Annotated in this window: 16 protein-coding genes; 13 read left to right on the plus strand and 3 right to left on the minus strand. The window is 61.7% G+C overall.

Annotated elements, in window-relative coordinates; translation table 11 throughout:
* Positions 1-254: 254 nt before the first annotated feature.
* The 3 genes from VNX23_RS30960 to VNX23_RS04400 all read right to left on the minus strand — a co-directional run bounded on the left by VNX23_RS30960 (position 255) and on the right by VNX23_RS04400 (position 2753).
* Entirely contained in the window at positions 255-395 is a 141-nt protein-coding gene (locus VNX23_RS30960) for a hypothetical protein (protein WP_414642944.1), read from the minus strand.
* 286 nt (positions 396-681) lie between these two features.
* Positions 682-957 (minus strand): hypothetical protein, encoded by a 276-nt coding sequence (locus VNX23_RS04395; RefSeq protein WP_325627961.1) that lies wholly within the window; start codon positions 955-957, stop codon positions 682-684.
* A gap of 26 nt (positions 958-983) precedes the next feature.
* Positions 984-2753, minus strand: a complete 1770-nt coding sequence (locus tag VNX23_RS04400) for a hypothetical protein (protein ID WP_325627962.1) — start codon at positions 2751-2753, stop codon at positions 984-986.
* Positions 2754-3281: 528 nt separating this feature from the next.
* Here VNX23_RS04400 and VNX23_RS04405 point away from each other — a divergent pair.
* From VNX23_RS04405 to VNX23_RS04465, 13 genes are all read left to right on the plus strand, one after another.
* A complete protein-coding gene (locus VNX23_RS04405) occupies positions 3282-4655 on the plus strand; it encodes an ABC transporter substrate-binding protein (RefSeq protein ID WP_325627963.1) in 1374 nt (457 codons plus the stop codon).
* A gap of 140 nt (positions 4656-4795) precedes the next feature.
* A complete protein-coding gene (locus VNX23_RS04410; RefSeq protein ID WP_325627964.1) occupies positions 4796-5758 on the plus strand; it encodes a sugar ABC transporter permease in 963 nt (320 codons plus the stop codon).
* Positions 5755-6714: a carbohydrate ABC transporter permease gene (locus VNX23_RS04415; protein WP_325627965.1), complete on the plus strand. Its 960-nt coding sequence runs from the start codon at positions 5755-5757 to the stop codon at positions 6712-6714. The genes VNX23_RS04410 and VNX23_RS04415 overlap by 4 nt, the downstream gene beginning before the upstream one ends.
* The gene (locus VNX23_RS04420) at positions 6711-6911 is read left to right on the plus strand and encodes a hypothetical protein (protein ID WP_325627966.1); all 201 of its coding nucleotides are present in this window, start codon (positions 6711-6713) and stop codon (positions 6909-6911) included. The genes VNX23_RS04415 and VNX23_RS04420 overlap by 4 nt, the downstream gene beginning before the upstream one ends.
* A 4-nt stretch (positions 6912-6915) precedes the next feature.
* Positions 6916-8013 (plus strand): ABC transporter ATP-binding protein, encoded by a 1098-nt coding sequence (locus tag VNX23_RS04425; protein ID WP_325627967.1) that lies wholly within the window; start codon positions 6916-6918, stop codon positions 8011-8013.
* Complete coding sequence (locus VNX23_RS04430; protein ID WP_325627968.1) at positions 8006-9031, plus strand: ABC transporter ATP-binding protein; 1026 nt, start codon at positions 8006-8008, stop codon at positions 9029-9031. The genes VNX23_RS04425 and VNX23_RS04430 overlap by 8 nt, the downstream gene beginning before the upstream one ends.
* A gap of 11 nt (positions 9032-9042) precedes the next feature.
* Positions 9043-9663 (plus strand): dihydroxyacetone kinase subunit DhaL, encoded by a 621-nt coding sequence (gene dhaL, locus VNX23_RS04435; protein ID WP_325627969.1) that lies wholly within the window; start codon positions 9043-9045, stop codon positions 9661-9663.
* Positions 9660-10052, plus strand: a complete 393-nt coding sequence (dhaM, locus tag VNX23_RS04440) for a dihydroxyacetone kinase phosphoryl donor subunit DhaM (RefSeq protein WP_325627970.1) — start codon at positions 9660-9662, stop codon at positions 10050-10052. Before dhaL ends, dhaM begins: the two co-directional genes overlap by 4 nt.
* Before the next feature lie 31 nt (positions 10053-10083).
* Positions 10084-10389: an HPr family phosphocarrier protein gene (locus VNX23_RS04445; RefSeq protein ID WP_325627971.1), complete on the plus strand. Its 306-nt coding sequence runs from the start codon at positions 10084-10086 to the stop codon at positions 10387-10389.
* A gap of 2 nt (positions 10390-10391) precedes the next feature.
* The gene (ptsP, locus tag VNX23_RS04450) at positions 10392-12008 is read left to right on the plus strand and encodes a phosphoenolpyruvate--protein phosphotransferase (protein ID WP_325627972.1); all 1617 of its coding nucleotides are present in this window, start codon (positions 10392-10394) and stop codon (positions 12006-12008) included.
* A complete protein-coding gene (locus VNX23_RS04455) occupies positions 12001-12426 on the plus strand; it encodes a hypothetical protein (RefSeq protein WP_325627973.1) in 426 nt (141 codons plus the stop codon). The genes ptsP and VNX23_RS04455 overlap by 8 nt, the downstream gene beginning before the upstream one ends.
* Positions 12427-12446: 20 nt before the next feature.
* Positions 12447-13430, plus strand: coding sequence for a dihydroxyacetone kinase subunit DhaK (gene dhaK, locus VNX23_RS04460; RefSeq protein ID WP_325627974.1), 984 nt, complete (start codon positions 12447-12449; stop codon positions 13428-13430).
* A 688-nt stretch (positions 13431-14118) separates the two neighbouring features.
* The coding region (locus VNX23_RS04465) for an acetolactate synthase large subunit (protein ID WP_325627975.1) at positions 14119-15314 on the plus strand (1196 nt) is incomplete at its 3' end.

Here is a 15314-nt window from a genome sequence, read left to right on the forward strand (position 1 = left end):
TCATCCACAATGCAGACGCTGGTCTCCTTGACCGACACGTCCAGTCCAGCAAAATGGTCCATGCTGCGCTTCTCCTTCTGATGCTTGAGGCCGTACAAGCGGACCTCGTTTCACCATCAGCCTGAAGCGCAGCACCTAAAATCTTCAGCTATCCACAAGCTGCCGGCCGATTACCCCATCTCTTCCTCCAATCGTTACCGAAATGGTGAGCCGCTGAAACCGACGAGAAGTGCCACGTTCGGACATTTGCGCTCTTATTCGATCACATCGTCGGCCCGGGCGGAAAGCGTTGGCGGCACATTGATATTCGTCGCCCTCGCAGTCTTGAGATTGATTACAAACTCGAATTTGGTTGTTTGTACTGCGGGCAAATCGACAACCTGAGCACCTTTCAGAAGTCGTCCAACTCACATGCCGGCCTGATAATAGCGAACCGTAAGGCTCGTTCCCTAGCTGGCCAACCCGCCAATCGCAGGGAAGGAGCGCGATTCGTATACGGCGGGAGTCACATACCTTTCGGCCAACGCTATCCGACGGGAAAGGAAAGGTCCGCAGTGAGCCGGGGCCCGCGAGTAGGCCCAAGCTTTCCCGCTCGATCGGACGCGGCGCGGCGCGCCAATCACCCAGGGCGTGGGTGAGCAAGCAGCGGTTGCACTCCCGCCTGCTCGAGCGCCTCGGTGATCAGCACGCCGCCTTGGCCGATGGCGGCGGGAAAGCTCGCTGCCAGATAGTTGGCGAAGAGCGCGAGGTTGCGCCGTGCACGGTCGCCGCTGGTGGCGCGCCGACGAGCGGCGGATCGAAGACCTCGACCGTGCCGCCGGCGCCGGAGGTGATGTGGAAATTCGAGGTTACGTAGTGGCCGATGAAATCGATCACCGCCACCACGTTGGCCGAACCGCCGCTGGTGACGGTGAGGACGCCACTGTTCGCGGTGCTCGAGCTGTAGCTCGCACTCATCGCGCCGCTGCCGAAAGCGACTGCGGTCAGATCGATGAACTGGTGGACGTTCTGGCCGAAGCCAGAAACGTGGCCGGCAAAGGCTGACGTGTTGCCCGGCTTGTCGGCGATCTCGAGCCCACCGGTCCGCCAGAAAGGAACACGACATCCTCAGCGAAGCCTGAGGCCGCAATATCGACGACACCGTTGCCGACTTTGGCGATGCCGCCGCCGGTCACGACCGCGCCGCTGAGAATTTCAACGAGGCCGTGGGCGCCGCTCGCGAACAGCGCGCCGGAATTGGCCACCGCCCCGGCAAACAGCGCCGTGCCGCCCGCGAGCGTCTCCAGGGTCGCTGACGCGCCGATCGAGGTCGTGCCGCTCCAGGCGAGCGCGCCGGCGTCGGTGACGAGACCGCTCACGATGGCGGTGCTACCGCTCGTCGCCGAGACGGTCGCGCCCGCGCCGATAGTGCCACCGCTCAGCGTCAAGGTGCTGCCGCTCACGGCGGCGACTACCGAGCCGGAAACGATCATGGCGCCGTTGATGGCGTCGTTTGTGCCGCTGACCGTGTCGATGCGCGCACTGGCGCCCGAGATCTGCAGCTTGCCGCCGGAGATGCTGACGCCGTCGAGCTCGAGCCGCGTCGGACTGCTCGTGCCGCTGAGCGCGACCGAGCCGCTGTTGACGAACCGGCCGCCGAGCGTCAGCGTGGCGCCGTTGCCGACCACGATGGCACCCGCATTGACGCCGATGCCGATGCCGACCGTGGCCGCGAAGGTGCCGCCGGTGACTTTGAGCGTCGCGCCCTTGGCAGTAGCGATGCTTCCTACCGTCGGCTCGTCGGAGGCAGTGCTGCTGACCACGCCGCCGCTCAGGATCGTCGCCTGCGTGGTCGACGTCGGCAGGCCGCTGGTCCAGTTGCTGGTGGTCGACCAATCGCCGATCTTGTCCGCCTTCCAGCTATTGAACGAGTTGATGCCGATGCCGACGTCGAACGGGAAGCCGGCCGAGACGTCGAGAACATTGCCGGCGGAATCGAAGATCGCCGCTCCGTTCTGATTGAGCGCGGACACTTTCAGATCGGTCGTCGAATCGTGGGCACTGACCGTGTAGTCGAACACCAGGAGACCGGCCGACAAATTGGAGGCACTATTGTCGTAGAAGGCAGTGCCGCCGTCATTGAGCGCAGGCGTCGGCAGTCCGAAGGCTTCAATGGTATTGAGCAGAACGGCTTCGCTCATGCTCACCGCAAGCTGCACCGTCTGCCCGGTATTGGCGAACACCGCCTGCGAGGTGGTGACCGCCGACACCTTGAGCGGCGAATCGCTCCCGAGTCCGAGCCGCGCGCTCAGCGCTGCGGAAAAGTCCACGGCGGTGCCGTGGCTGTCGGTGATGACGGCGCCGCCCGAGCTCACGGTGGTGATTTCCAGGTTGGGCGTCTGCTGGCCGGAGGAGACGGTGTAGTCGAACACCAACGCGCCGCTGCCGGCGGAGCTGCGCGCGGCGTCGTAGAACGCGGTGCCGCCGTTGTTCAGGATCAGCGTCGGCGAGCCGCCCGACGTGTTGACCGAGACCGGCTGGCTGAAGTCGACCTCCAGCGTGACCGACGTGCCCGGCCCGGCGTTGCCGAATTGCGACGGCACCACATCTGTCACAAAAGCCGCCCCGACCTGCACGCCGGTCGCGGCGCCGATGGCAGCTGAGACATTGGCGTTGAAGCCGCTCCACTCGATCGTGGTGGCGCTGCCGAGATCGACCGCAAACACCGTGAGGTTCGGCGTCTGTTCGCCGCCGGAGACTACATAGTCGAACACCAGCGTCGCCGGCGTCGAAGCTGCCGAATCGTAGAACGCGGTGCCGCCGTCGTCGAGCGCAAGCGTCAGTCCAGCCTCCCGTGGACCCGTCTCGGTAGCCCGTAGTTCAGTCTATCTAGTTAGTAAACGTTGACTAAAGCCGCCGGGGACACACCATCCTTCCGCCGGAGTTTCGATGCAGAGCCGAGTAACCGTGCGAGTGCCGCTAGCCTGGGCATCGCGAATATTTGCGCTATAACAATGTGTTACTGAAGGATGAGGTTCCCTTGGCCGGGCATGGAGTGCTCCTGAGGTCGAGTTTTGCAAATTTCGCTTGACAGGACTCTGGAACTGGCTTTTGTTGTTTAGTAAAATAACATACTGAACATCGCGCCTGGAGGCGGTGACTGGGAGGGATCGCGGCGACAAAGGAGCGCGGCCGCGTTCAAATTCCTCGACAATCAATCGCCTCTGCCCGCTCGGGCTTCGATGCTTGCGTCGTCTCCGGCCGAGGCGCTCCGGAGCGATTGTTCAAGAGAGGAAAGGCACATGCGAAGATCAGCAATTCGGAGATGGTCGAAGTGGACGGGCGGCGCGCTCGCCCTCTTCGCCGGCATTGCGCTGGCGGGTGTGGCAACCCCCCACCCGGCGGCGGCTCAAGGCAAGCAACTCACCCTGTGCTGGGCGGCTTGGGACCCGGCCAACGCGCTTGTCGAGCTCGGCAAGGACTTCACCAAGGAGAGCAGCATTGAGATGAAGTACGAGTTCGTCCCCTGGACGAGCTATGCCGACCGCTTCCTCAACGAGCTCAATTCGCACGGCAAGCTCTGCGATCTGATCATCGGCGACAGCCAATGGATCGGCGGCGCGGCGGAGAACAAGTGGTACGTCAAGCTCAACGACTTCTTTGCCAAAGAGCACATCACCATGGACGACTTCGTGCCGGCGACCGTGCTCGGTTATTCGCAGTGGCCCAAGAACACGCCGAATTACTGGGCGCTGCCGGCGATGGCCGACGCCGTCGGCTGGACCTACCGCAAGGATTGGTTCTCGCGTCCGGAGATCCAGGCCGAGTTCAAGAAGAAGTACGGCCACGATCTCGCGCCGCCCAAGACCTACGAAGAGCTCAAGCAGATTGCCGAATTCTTCCAGGGCCGCGAGATCGACGGCAAGAAGGTGTACGGCGCCTACATCTTCACCGAGCGCGGTTCGGAAGGCATCACTATGGGGGTCACCAACGTCCTCTATAACTACGGCTTCGAGTACGACAATCCGAAGAAGCCCTATCAGATGGCCGGCTTCGTCAACTCGCCCGATGCCGTCAAGGGGCTCGAATTCTACAAGGCCCTCTACAAGTGCTGCACCGCCCCGGGCCTGACCAACGCCTACATGCAGGAAGGCCTCGACGCCTTCAAATCGGGCCAGGTGGCGATGCAGATGAACTGGTTCGCCTTCTTCCCCGGGCTCTACAAGGACCCCAACGTCGGCGGCGACAAGATCGGTTTCTTCGTCAATCCCGCTGGACCGAAGGCTCACTTCACCCAGCTCGGCGGCCAGGGCATCTCGGTGGTCGCGACCTCCGAGCATCAGGGCGATGCGCTGCGCTACATCAAATGGTTCGCCCAGCCGAAGGTCCAGCAGAAGTGGTGGGAGATCGGCGGCTACTCGGCTTTAAAGGCGGTGGTCGATGCGCCCGGCTTCCCCAAGAGTGCGCCGTTCGCTCCGCAGTTCCTGGAATCGATGGCGATCGTGAAGGACTTCTGGGCCGAGCCGTCCTACGCCCAGCTCCTCCTCGACATGCAGAAGCGCGTGCATGACTACGTCGTCGCCGACAAGGGCACGTCGCAGCAGGCGCTCGATCTGATGGTCAAGGATTGGACCAAAGTCTTCAAGGAGCAAGGCAAAGAGGTCGCGTCGCAATAACGCCGCCGCCCAGCCGTCCCCTGTTCGTGGAAAGGGCCGGGCTCTCGACCCGCAAAGAAGTCTCCCCGGATGCTTATCGTTCGGGGAGACTCATTTAAGATCGCCGAACGGCTGAAACAGGCTTAAAGCTCGCGCAACGCATGACCGCGATCATTCATCCCGATGCAGGTGCCGATCGCGTCGCCGCGCAGGCCCGGCGTGGCGTGACCAAACGCGTGCATGGCCTTTCTGACCGCAGCATCGCCTGGCTGTTCGTCGCGCCGACTGTGGCGCTGTTGCTGGCGATCAACCTTTTTCCGCTGGCCTGGATGATCCGGCTGTCGTTCACCAATCTGAACTTGAGCATGTCGTACCTGCCGCTGAAGTTTGTCGGCCTGGACAATTACAGCGACATTCTCACCGACGAGGACCTCTGGATCCGGCTGCAGACCACGGCGCAATTCGTCATCTCTTCGGTGGCGCTGCAGGTCATCATCGGTTTCGGCTTGGCGCTGTTGATCAACCGCCAATTCCGCAGCCACAGTTTCTGGACCACCATCATCCTGCTGCCGATGATGCTGTCGCCCGCGGTCGTCGGCAATTTCTGGACGCTGCTGTTTCAGCCGCAGATCGGGCCGTTCAACTATCTTGTGAGCCTCTTGACCGGCGTGCCGCCGAGCTCGTTCAGTATGACGGGCGAGGTCGCGCTCGCGCCCTGGACCATCGTGCTGGTCGATACCTGGATGTGGGCACCTTACGTAATGCTGATCTGTCTCGCGGGTCTACGCTCGATCCCGGATTACATCCACGAGGCGGCCGAGGTCGACCGCGCGTCGTCCTGGCGGCAATTTTGGTCGATTACGCTGCCGATGACGGTGCCGTTCCTGATGCTCGCGGTGTTGTTCCGCGCCATCGAGAATTTCAAGATGTTCGATATGGTCAATCTTCTTACTTCGGGCGGGCCGGGCTCGACCACCGAGCTTGTGTCGATCACCCTCAAGCGTGCTGCATTCGAGAAGTGGCGCACCGGCTACTCCTCCGCGCTCGCCATCATCCTGTTCGTGACGGTATTCGGTGCGGCTAATATTTACGTCAAGGCGCTCAACCGGGTTAAGCAACGATGACCGCGATCGCCAATTCCACCGCGCATTCCATTGTCGAGGCCTCGCCGCGCGCAAAGGCCGTCGCCGGCACCATCGTCATCCTATATGCCGTGATCTCGATCCTGCCGCTGCTGTGGATTGCGGCAACCGCCTTCAAGTCGCAGAGCGACGCCATCGCCTATCCGCCGAAGGTGATTTTCCAGCCGACTCTGGAGGGTTACGTCAACCTGTTTACAGTGCGGACGCGTCAAACGCCGGACTTCATCGCAAAACTGCCACCGGCAACCACCTGGTATGACAAGTTGGTGCGCCAGCATGACATGGTCATCGCCGGGCCCTCGAAGGTGGTACCGCGCTTCATTAATTCCCTGATTATCGGCTTTGGCTCAACGTTTCTTGCGGTGTTCCTGGGCACGCTTGCCGGCTATGCTTTCTCGCGTTTTCGGATTCCCCTGGCTGACGATCTCCTGTTCTTCATTCTGTCGACGCGAATGATGCCGCCGGTCGCGGTCGCCATTCCGATTTATCTGATGTACCGGCAGCTCAATCTGACCGACACCAAGCTCGGCATGATCCTGCTGTACACGGCGGTCAATGTCTCGCTCGCGGTCTGGCTGCTGAAGGGATTTATCGACGAGATACCGCGCGAATATGAGGAGGCCGCGCTTGTCGACGGCTACACGCGGCTACAGGCGTTACGTAAGGTGGTGCTGCCACAGGCGGTGACGGGGATTGCGGCTACCGCGATCTTCTGCCTGATCTTTTCCTGGAACGAATACGCTTTTGCGGTGCTGCTCACCAGCGGTGAAGCCCAGACCATGCCGCCGTTCATTCCCTTTATCATCGGCGAGGGCGGCCAGGATTGGCCGGCGGTGGCGGCCGCAACTACGCTGTTTGTGGTCCCGATCGTCATGTTCACCATTCTCCTACGCAAACATCTGTTGCGTGGAATCACCTTCGGGGCGGTACGCAAATGAGCCGGTCGGCAATCGACAACAGCAAATCGGGGCGCTGGTTTCACCGCGAACCCTGGGAGGCCCTCGCCATGACCCTGATCGCCGGCGGCATCGTCATGATGGTGCAGCCCTGGTCGATCGATCTCTACAGCTATTCCTTTGTCGTGATCCTCGCTGGCACGCTCGGCTTTGTCGTCGTGAGCCATTTTCCGGAGTAGGGCGATGGCAGAAATCCGCGTCGAAAATCTGCGAAAATCGTTCGACCAGTTCACTGCTGTGGAGCGTTCGAACTTCACCGTTCCGGACGGCAGCTTCTTTGCCATGCTGGGGCCGTCGGGCTGCGGCAAGACGACGACCTTGCGCATGATCGCCGGTCTCGAACTGCCGACCGACGGACAGGTGCTGCTCGACGGTGAGGACGTCACTTTCCGACGGGCGGCGGCGCGCGATATCGCGTTTGTCTTCCAGTTGTTTGCACTCTATCCGCACATGAACGTTGCAGGAAATATCGGCTTCCCCTTGAAATGCCAGGGCATGCGACGGCGGGAGATACACGAGCGCGTCGCCGAGACTGCGCGGCTCTTGCGTATCGAGCATTTGCTGTCGAGCAAGGTCTCGAAACTGTCTGGCGGCGACCGGCAGCGCGTCGCGCTCGGCCGCGCCATGGTCAGGCGGCCCAAGGCTTTTCTAATGGACGAGCCTTTGGGAGCGCTTGACGCCGAGTTCCGCCACTTGATGTGCAGTGAGCTGCGCGACCTGCACGATCGCATCAATGCAACCACGATTTATGTCACGCACGACCAGCTCGAGGCGATGTCGATGGCGGATACCATCGCGGTCATGAACAGCGGCCGCATCGAGCAGATCGGTTCGCCGCAGCAAATCTATGACCGGCCGGCCAGCATGTTCGTAGCTGATTTCATTGGCTCCCCGCCGATGAATTTCCTCAAGTTCGAGAGCGGTCTGCGCGCGGGCGAGCGGAGCGTCAGCTTTCGCGACTTGACTCTCGCGGTGCCTGAGGTCCGCGAGGAGCGCGCTCCGGGGCCCTTGGTGCTTGGCGTGCGTCCGGAGCATATCCGCTTGTCCAACAGCGCGCCGGTGCGAGGAAGAGTGTTCGGCGCCGAATACTTGGGGACGACCCAGATCGTCACCGTCGACACAGCTTACGGCCGGGTGGCGGCACGGCTGCCATCGAGCCTGAGCGTGCAGATCGGTGAATCCGTTGGCCTCAGCTTCCGCTCGGAGCGGCTGGTGTTGTTCGACGCGGCAAGCGGCTCGGCGATCCGCACTGCGAACTTTGGAGACGCCGGCCATGGCTGACGTGATCCTGCGCAATATCAGCAAGCGCTTCGGCAATGTGGAGGCTGTGCGCGACTTGTGCCTTGCAGTCAATGACGGCGAATTTGTCGTCCTGTTGGGGCCGAGCGGCGCCGGCAAGACCACAGCGTTACGACTGATCACGGGCCTTGAGCAACCGGATGCGGGCTCGATTCTGATCGGTGGCCGCGAGGTCACGCATGATCCGCCCGGCGTGCGCGATATCGCCTTCGTTTTCCAGCAGTACTCGCTCTATCCGCATCTGACCGTCTACGACAACTTGGCGTTTCCGCTGCGGTCGCCGGCTCGCCGCGTTCCTGAGCCACTGATCAAGAAGCGGGTCGAGCAGACGGCCGAGCTGTTGCACATCTCTGGCAAGCTGAGGAACCCCGCGACGCGGCTCTCTGGCGGCGAAATGCAGCGGGTCGCGATTGGACGCGCATTGGTGCGCGATCCCGCGATCTATCTCATGGACGAGCCGCTGTCCTCGCTGGATGCCAAATTGCGCGCTGAACTCAGACTGGAGCTGAAGCGGATTCAGCTCGAGCTCGGCGCGACCATCCTCTATGTCACCCATGATCAGGTCGAGGCCATGACCATGGCGTCCCGGATCGGCGTGATCAGGGACGGGCGGTTGCTTCAGCTCGGTTCGCCGCGGGAAATCTACGAAAACCCGGCCGACAGCTATGTGGCATCCAGGATCGGAGCGCCGCCGATTAATTTTCTGCCCGCGCGACTTGTTCCGGAGGTCGTGCTGCCGGCAGGGACCGAAATGCTCGGCATCCGCACCGAGCATCTGCAGATAGGAAAGCGCAACGGCGGCCGGCTGGTCGGCCGCGTGCATCGCGTCGAGCACCTTGGCGAGCAGAATCACGTTCATCTCGAGTATAAGGGCAAGATGCTGGTTACGCTTGCCGATCCCCATCAGCCGCTCGATGCCGGAGAGGATGTCGAGCTTCATTTGCTGCATCCGCTTTATTTTGACGCGGCGGGGCGACGGATTCCAGCGGCGATGCGATGAGGTTTGATCCGATGACGCTGCAGCCTGATACGTTCAAGTCACTTGTCAAGGTCGCCGCTGAGCAGGTGATCGCCAGCGCACCCGAATTGACCGCGCTCGATCAGGCGATCGGGGACGGTGACCATGGCACCAATATGAAGCGCGGTTTCGAAGCGGTGCTGAGCAAGCTCGATGCGATCGGCAGCCAGCCGCTGGCCGAGGCCGTCAAGACCGTCGGCAGGACGCTGGTGATGACGGTAGGTGGTGCGTCCGGCCCGCTTTACGGCAGCTTCTTTCTCGCTGCCGGCGAAGCCCTTTCGCGCAAGACGCTGCCGGAGGATCTAGCTGAGGTGTTCGGCAGCGGCGTCGATGCGGTGAGCGCGCGCGGCCGTTCGCAGGCAGGTGAGAAGACAATGCTCGACGTCCTCGTCCCGGTGCTTGAGACATTAAGAGCGAACGCCGGCCGCGCCGATTTGATCGAGCGCGTGCGAGCGACTGCGAACGAAGCGGTGGCACGAACGGCCCCGATGCAGGCTACCAGGGGCCGGGCGTCATTTCTCGGCCCGCGCAGTGTCGGGCACATCGATCCCGGCGCACGATCGAGCTGCGTGCTCCTGCACGCGGTCTGCGAGGGCCTGGAGGGCAAGCAATGAAGGACACGGTCGGCATTGTGATCGTCTCGCATTCCAGGGATATCGCCAAAGGCACCGCCGACATGGTGCGGCAGATGGTGGGCAGTGAGGTCAAAGTATCCTTTTGCGGCGGCAATCCCGACGGTGGATTGGGCACCAACGTCTCGCTGATCATCGACGCCATCAACGACGCTTGGTCCTCTAAGGGTGTTGCGATCCTGGTCGATCTTGGCGGTGCCGAGACCAACAGCGAGATGGCCGTCGAAATGCTGGAGCCAGAGCGTCGGAAACTGGTTGTCGTCTGCAACGCGCCGATCGTCGAGGGCGCCGTCATGGCGGCAACCGAGGCGGCTGGCGGCAGCTCGCTGGAACAGGTGAGAGCGGTCGCTGAGGAATTGACTGCCGGCTGAGAGCTGACTGAACCGATGATTGGATATGAATATGCTTGAGACCTCCGCAAACGGGCCATTCGTCAGCGGCAAGGTGGCGTTGGTGCATGCCGTCGGCATGCACGCGCGCCCGGCGGTGAAGTTGACCAAGCTGGCCAAGCGGTTTCAAGCTCAGATCTCCATCCGCGCGTCGGCGACTGCCGATTGGATCAATGCCAAGAGCGTCGCCAAGGTGATGGCACTCCGCGCACCGCCTAACTCCACCATTGAGATCAAGGCGTTCGGCGAGGACGCGGACGCGGCGGTGGCTGCCCTGATCGAGCTCGTTTCTGCTGACTTTCCTGATAGGGATCCGTGACGATGCGTGCGGATGTTGCAGGCCCGGCCTATCGCGGCAGAACCGCCTCGATCGGTTTTGCGCGCGGGCCTTTCATCCGCCTGAGCGCACGCGAGAACAGCGCGCGCACCCCGGGTTCTCCTCAGGATGAAGCCTTAGCGCTTCGTGGCGCCATCCAGTCTTCGAGCGAGCAGATCGCCGAACTCGCCGCTGCGGCTGGCGGCGAGGCCACCCAGATCCTGGAATTTCAGGTGGCGCTGTTGGAGGACCAGGATTTCATCGATCCGATCTTTACATCGCTCGTGCAAGGGACGCCGGCGGACATCGCATGGTCGTCGGCGCTCGACGAACAGATCGCGGATTACGATACCGCTTCCGATGAATATCTGAAGGCGCGCTCGTCGGATCTTGCAGACCTGCGCGACCGCGTGCTGCGGATCTTGAACGGAGGTGAGGGTCTGGTGCCTGAGATTCCAAGCGGTGCCGTAATCTGCGCCGATGACCTGCCGCCCTCGCGCTTCCTGGAGATCGACTGGTCCGGTGGTGGAGGCCTTGCGCTGCTGCGCGGCAGCCCGACCAGCCACGTGGCGATGCTGGCACGCGCGCGCGGGATTCCCATGGTGGTACAGCTCGGGTCGGTACCCGATGCCGCGATAGCGCTGCTCGACGGCGAGGGGGCAACGCTCGAGCTCAATCCCAACGCGGAGCAAATCGGTCTGTTCGAGCGGCGGCGCGAGATTCATCGCAGGAGCCGGGCGTCGGCGCGGGCCATCCTGCGCCGGCCGGCGGCCACCTGGCGCGGCGAGCGGATCAGGCTTCTGATCAATATCCAGCGCGTGGAAGACCTCGAACACGCTGACGCGCAATATGCCGACGGCATCGGGTTGATGCGGACGGAGTTCTTGTTGTCCGGTCCGGAAGGCATTCCGGACGAGGAGACCCAGTATCGGACATATGATGAGGTGCTGCGCTGGGCGGACAAAAGGCCGGTCACCATTCGCACTTTTGATGCTGGCGGTGACAAACCCGTTTCCGGCTTCACGCCGGAAGGTGAGGCCAATCCGTTTCTTGGGCTCCGTGGCTTGCGGCTTTGCTTGGCCCGGCCCGATGTCTTCGAGGTGCAGCTGCGTGCGCTTGCGCGCGCGGCGGTTCGCGGAAATCTCAAAGTGATGTTTCCGATGGTCACGATGGCCGCTGAGCTGGAGACAGCGCGCACGGTGTTTACGGAAATCGTTGCGGACTTGCAGGCGAGGGGTATTGCCGCCATCCTGCCGGAGCTTGGAATCATGGTCGAGGTGCCGGCGGCGGCAATGGCGATCGGCGATTTCAAGTGTGCGTTCTTCTCGATCGGCTCAAACGACCTGGCGCAATATGTGCTTGCATGCGACCGCTCAAACGGAGCTCTCGGCAATTTGATCGACCCTTTGCATCCGGCCGTTCTGGAATTGATCGCGCGAGCCGCCGAGCATGGTCGGCGTGCCGGCGTCAGCGTGAGCTTGTGCGGTGATATGGCGAGCGACCCTCGCTTCATTCCGGCGCTGTTGCATTGCGGGTTGCGCGAACTTTCGGTCAATGCGTCCTCGCTCGCGCAAATCAAGCAGACCATCGACCGGTTAGGCCACGGAGGCGGCGGTGGCTGACGCGGCGTTGGACAGAGAAGGCGACTCCGGCGCGGTTGCGGTCTATAAGCGCATCTTCAGGGATGTCCTGGACAGCCGGCCGTCGGGCATGCGCATCCGACTCGCGCACGCCATGGGTAAAAACCGCAGCTTTGTCAGTCAGATCTCCAATCCGGCGTATCCTGTGCCGATCCCGGTGCAGCATCTCAACACAATCTTCGACCTGTGCCATTTTCCGCCGCAGGCAAAGACCGCTTTCTTGCGCGCCTACGCCCGCGCCCACCCACGCCGGATCGGCCGGCTCGCTGAGGGTTCGCATGAGCGGATGCTGACGCTGCATCTGCCTGATCTCGGCAGCCGGAAGCGAAACGCGCAGCTGGACTCCCTGCTGCAGGAGTTTACGCGGAGGCTGGTCGCCATCATGCAGGACGAAAAATAATCGGGAATCGGGAGGGACGCGTGAAGAAATTCATCAATTCCGTCGATAGCATGCTGGGGGAAAGCCTCGATGGCTTTACCGCCGCCCATTCCGATATCGTGACGCTTGGCGCGGAACGAAAATTCGTGCGCCGCCGCAAACCCAACGCGCAGAAGGTCGCACTTGTCTCCGGCGGTGGCAGCGGTCATGAGCCATTGCATGCCGGTTTTGTCGGCGAGGGCATGCTGGACGCTGCCTGTCCTGGGCAGATATTCACGTCACCGACGCCAGATCAGATCGTGGAGGCGGCCACAGCCGTGGGCGGCAATCCGGGTGTACTTTTCGTCGTCAAGAATTACGCCGGCGACCGCATGAATTTCGAGATGGCCGCGGAAATCTTCGAGGGCCTGGCGGCGAGCGTCATTACCAATGATGACGTCGCCGTCGACAAATCGACTTACAGCGCTGGCCGGCGCGGGGTGGCAGGCACGCTGGTCGTGGAAAAGATCGTCGGCGCCGCGGCCGAGAAAGGCATGGACTTGCAAGGCTGTGTCGAGCTCGCCAACGAGGTCAACGCCAGAACAAAATCCATTGGCGTGGCGCTGACCAGCTGCACGGTGCCGGCCGCCGGCACGCCCACCTTTGCATTGGGCGAGGACGAGATGGAGATGGGCGTCGGCATTCACGGCGAGCCCGGTCGGAGGCGCGTCAAGCTGACCAAAGCCCACGAGACCGTCGAGCAAATGGTCGGCGCGATCATGAGCGACTACGAGAGTAGCGCGTCCGGCCCTGCTTTGCTGTTCGTGAATGGCTTCGGCGGTACGCCTTCGCTGGAGCTCTATCTCGTTTATCAGGAAGCGCGTCAAATCCTGCAGAAGCGCGGCCTTGCAGTTTCGCGCTCGCTGGTCGGCTCCTATGTGACTTCCCTCGATATGGCCGGTTGTTCAATTACGCTGAGCATGCTCGACGACAGACTTACTGCGCTTTGGGACGCGCCCGTGCACACCGCTGCGCTGCGATGGTGACGGCACATTAGAGGCGTGGCCCGATGTGAAGCCGGCCGCTATGCAACGGTCGGGAGAAGCCGCTCCACCGCCTTGAGTTCTCGGTTGAGCTCTGGGCCGCAGGGTTCCCTGTTCTTGCGTCAAAATTCCCTGTTTTTTGAAATATCTTCCCTGTTAATGCGGGTAGGGAATTGCTCGAATGGTCGCTGCGGCACAGGAGTTTCCTCGTTCGAAACCGGTTGTCCAGGCCGCAAGACCGCAATTTTCCCTGTAAAATTCCCTGTTTGCAGGGAATTTGGGCTGGAGACGGGTGCAATCTGCACTGTGTCGCCAGCCAGCCATTGGCTCAACGTAAGATAGTGTGCACCTAAATCACAAAAAGCCCGTAAAATAGGGGTTTTCTTGCGTTCTGCGAGACGTCTCCAGACTCCAAAAAAGAGCAACTAACGCGAGAATCTGCCGAAAGTCTCCGGCCCCTATCGGAAATATTCCCGTTTTCGGGAGACTTTCGGCGGAGACTTTTTCGACCTGCACTGATTGGCGGAGGTGGCACCTGGTGCTGCCCTTCTCGATCGCATGTTCTATCGTACAGTAACAGGCACAAACCGGACTTGTTGTGCTCGAGAACGCGCTTCCGCTTCTGACCACTTGTCTTGGCGCCGGCTAATAGAGGTAACCCCGGACACGACCAGGCGAAAGGAGACCTGAAATGCCCAAAGGTTCTGATCTGCTCGTTGCGGCTCTGGCCAATGAAGGCGTTAAGCGGATCTTCACGGTGCCGGGTGAGGAAAACCTCGATGTAGTGGAATCGCTTCGGAGTTCAGAGATCGAGCTCATTCTCACCCGCCATGAACAAGGCGCAGCCTTTATGGCTGCAACCTACGGCCGACTGACCGGCAAGCCTGGCGTCTGCATGACGACGCTAGGGCCCGGCGCGCTCAATCTGACGACCGGTGCTGCCTATGCGCTGCTTGGCGCAATGCCGATGATTATGATCACCGGGCAAAAGGCAATTATGAAGAGCCGACAGGCCGGTTTTCAGATCGTCGACGTCGTGAGCGCCTTCAAACCCCTCACCAAAATGTCGCGTCAGATCGTCTCCACGGGCACAATTCCCACACTGGTGAGGGATGCGTTTCGGATTGCGGCAGAGGAACGGCCGGGCCCGGTCCTGCTGGAGTTGCCCGAAGATGTTGCCGGCGAGGAGACCGATCCGGTCGCGATGGTTCGGTTGCATCCGATCGAAATTCCCGTCGCGCATCGGGCTTCGCTCGACCGCGCAGCGGAAATGATGCTGGCGGCGAAGCGGCCTCTGATCATGCTGGGCGCGGCTGCGTCGCGGCCAAGGAGCACCGCCGGCATTGGCGACTTTGTTCGCCGGACGCGGATCCCGTTTTTCAACACCCAAATGGGAAAGGGAACCGTGCCGGGTGGCACCAACCTCTACATGGGAACGGCTGCACTCAGCGAGCGCGACTATGTGCACGAGGCCGTTGACCGGGCCGATCTCATTATTGCGATCGGCCACGACACGATCGAGAAGCCGCCCTTCATCATGGGCCCGAAGGGGCCCCAAGTTATCCACGTCAGTTACACGCCGGCTAATGTCGAGCAGATCTACTTCCCGCAATGTGAAGTGGTCGGCGATGTCGGCCCGAGCCTGGAACTCCTCGCAGATCGCGTCGAAGGCCGATTGCACGACGGCGGTGAGTTGTTGAGCCTGCGCGAAGGCATTTTGAGCCACATCAGCGACCGCAGCAAGGAAGACCGTTGGCCGATGACCCCTCAGCGCATTGTTCACGACGTCAGAGAGGTTATTCCAGAGGATGGAATCATCGCACTTGATAACGGCATGTATAAGATCTGGTTCGCGCGGAACTATCGGACCTACGTTGCCAACACGGT

The organism is Bradyrhizobium sp. (assembly GCF_035570375.1).
GTDB lineage: Bacteria > Pseudomonadota > Alphaproteobacteria > Rhizobiales > Xanthobacteraceae > Bradyrhizobium.

Bases quoted from the DNA above. Each gene is read 5' to 3' on its own strand.
- dhaM (WP_325627970.1), top strand. From the start codon at position 9,660: ATGAAGGACACGGTCGGCATTGTGATCGTCTCGCATTCCAGGGATATC.
- VNX23_RS04410 (WP_325627964.1), top strand. From the start codon at position 4,796: ATGACCGCGATCATTCATCCCGATGCAGGTGCCGATCGCGTCGCCGCG.
- VNX23_RS04425 (WP_325627967.1), top strand. From the start codon at position 6,916: ATGGCAGAAATCCGCGTCGAAAATCTGCGAAAATCGTTCGACCAGTTC.
- VNX23_RS04420 (WP_325627966.1), top strand. From the start codon at position 6,711: ATGAGCCGGTCGGCAATCGACAACAGCAAATCGGGGCGCTGGTTTCAC.
- VNX23_RS04430 (WP_325627968.1), top strand. From the start codon at position 8,006: ATGGCTGACGTGATCCTGCGCAATATCAGCAAGCGCTTCGGCAATGTG.
- VNX23_RS04415 (WP_325627965.1), top strand. From the start codon at position 5,755: ATGACCGCGATCGCCAATTCCACCGCGCATTCCATTGTCGAGGCCTCG.
- VNX23_RS04405 (WP_325627963.1), top strand. From the start codon at position 3,282: ATGCGAAGATCAGCAATTCGGAGATGGTCGAAGTGGACGGGCGGCGCG.
- ptsP (WP_325627972.1), top strand. From the start codon at position 10,392: ATGCGTGCGGATGTTGCAGGCCCGGCCTATCGCGGCAGAACCGCCTCG.
- VNX23_RS04445 (WP_325627971.1), top strand. From the start codon at position 10,084: ATGCTTGAGACCTCCGCAAACGGGCCATTCGTCAGCGGCAAGGTGGCG.
- VNX23_RS04395 (WP_325627961.1), bottom strand. From the start codon at position 957: ATGAGTGCGAGCTACAGCTCGAGCACCGCGAACAGTGGCGTCCTCACC.
- dhaL (WP_325627969.1), top strand. From the start codon at position 9,043: ATGACGCTGCAGCCTGATACGTTCAAGTCACTTGTCAAGGTCGCCGCT.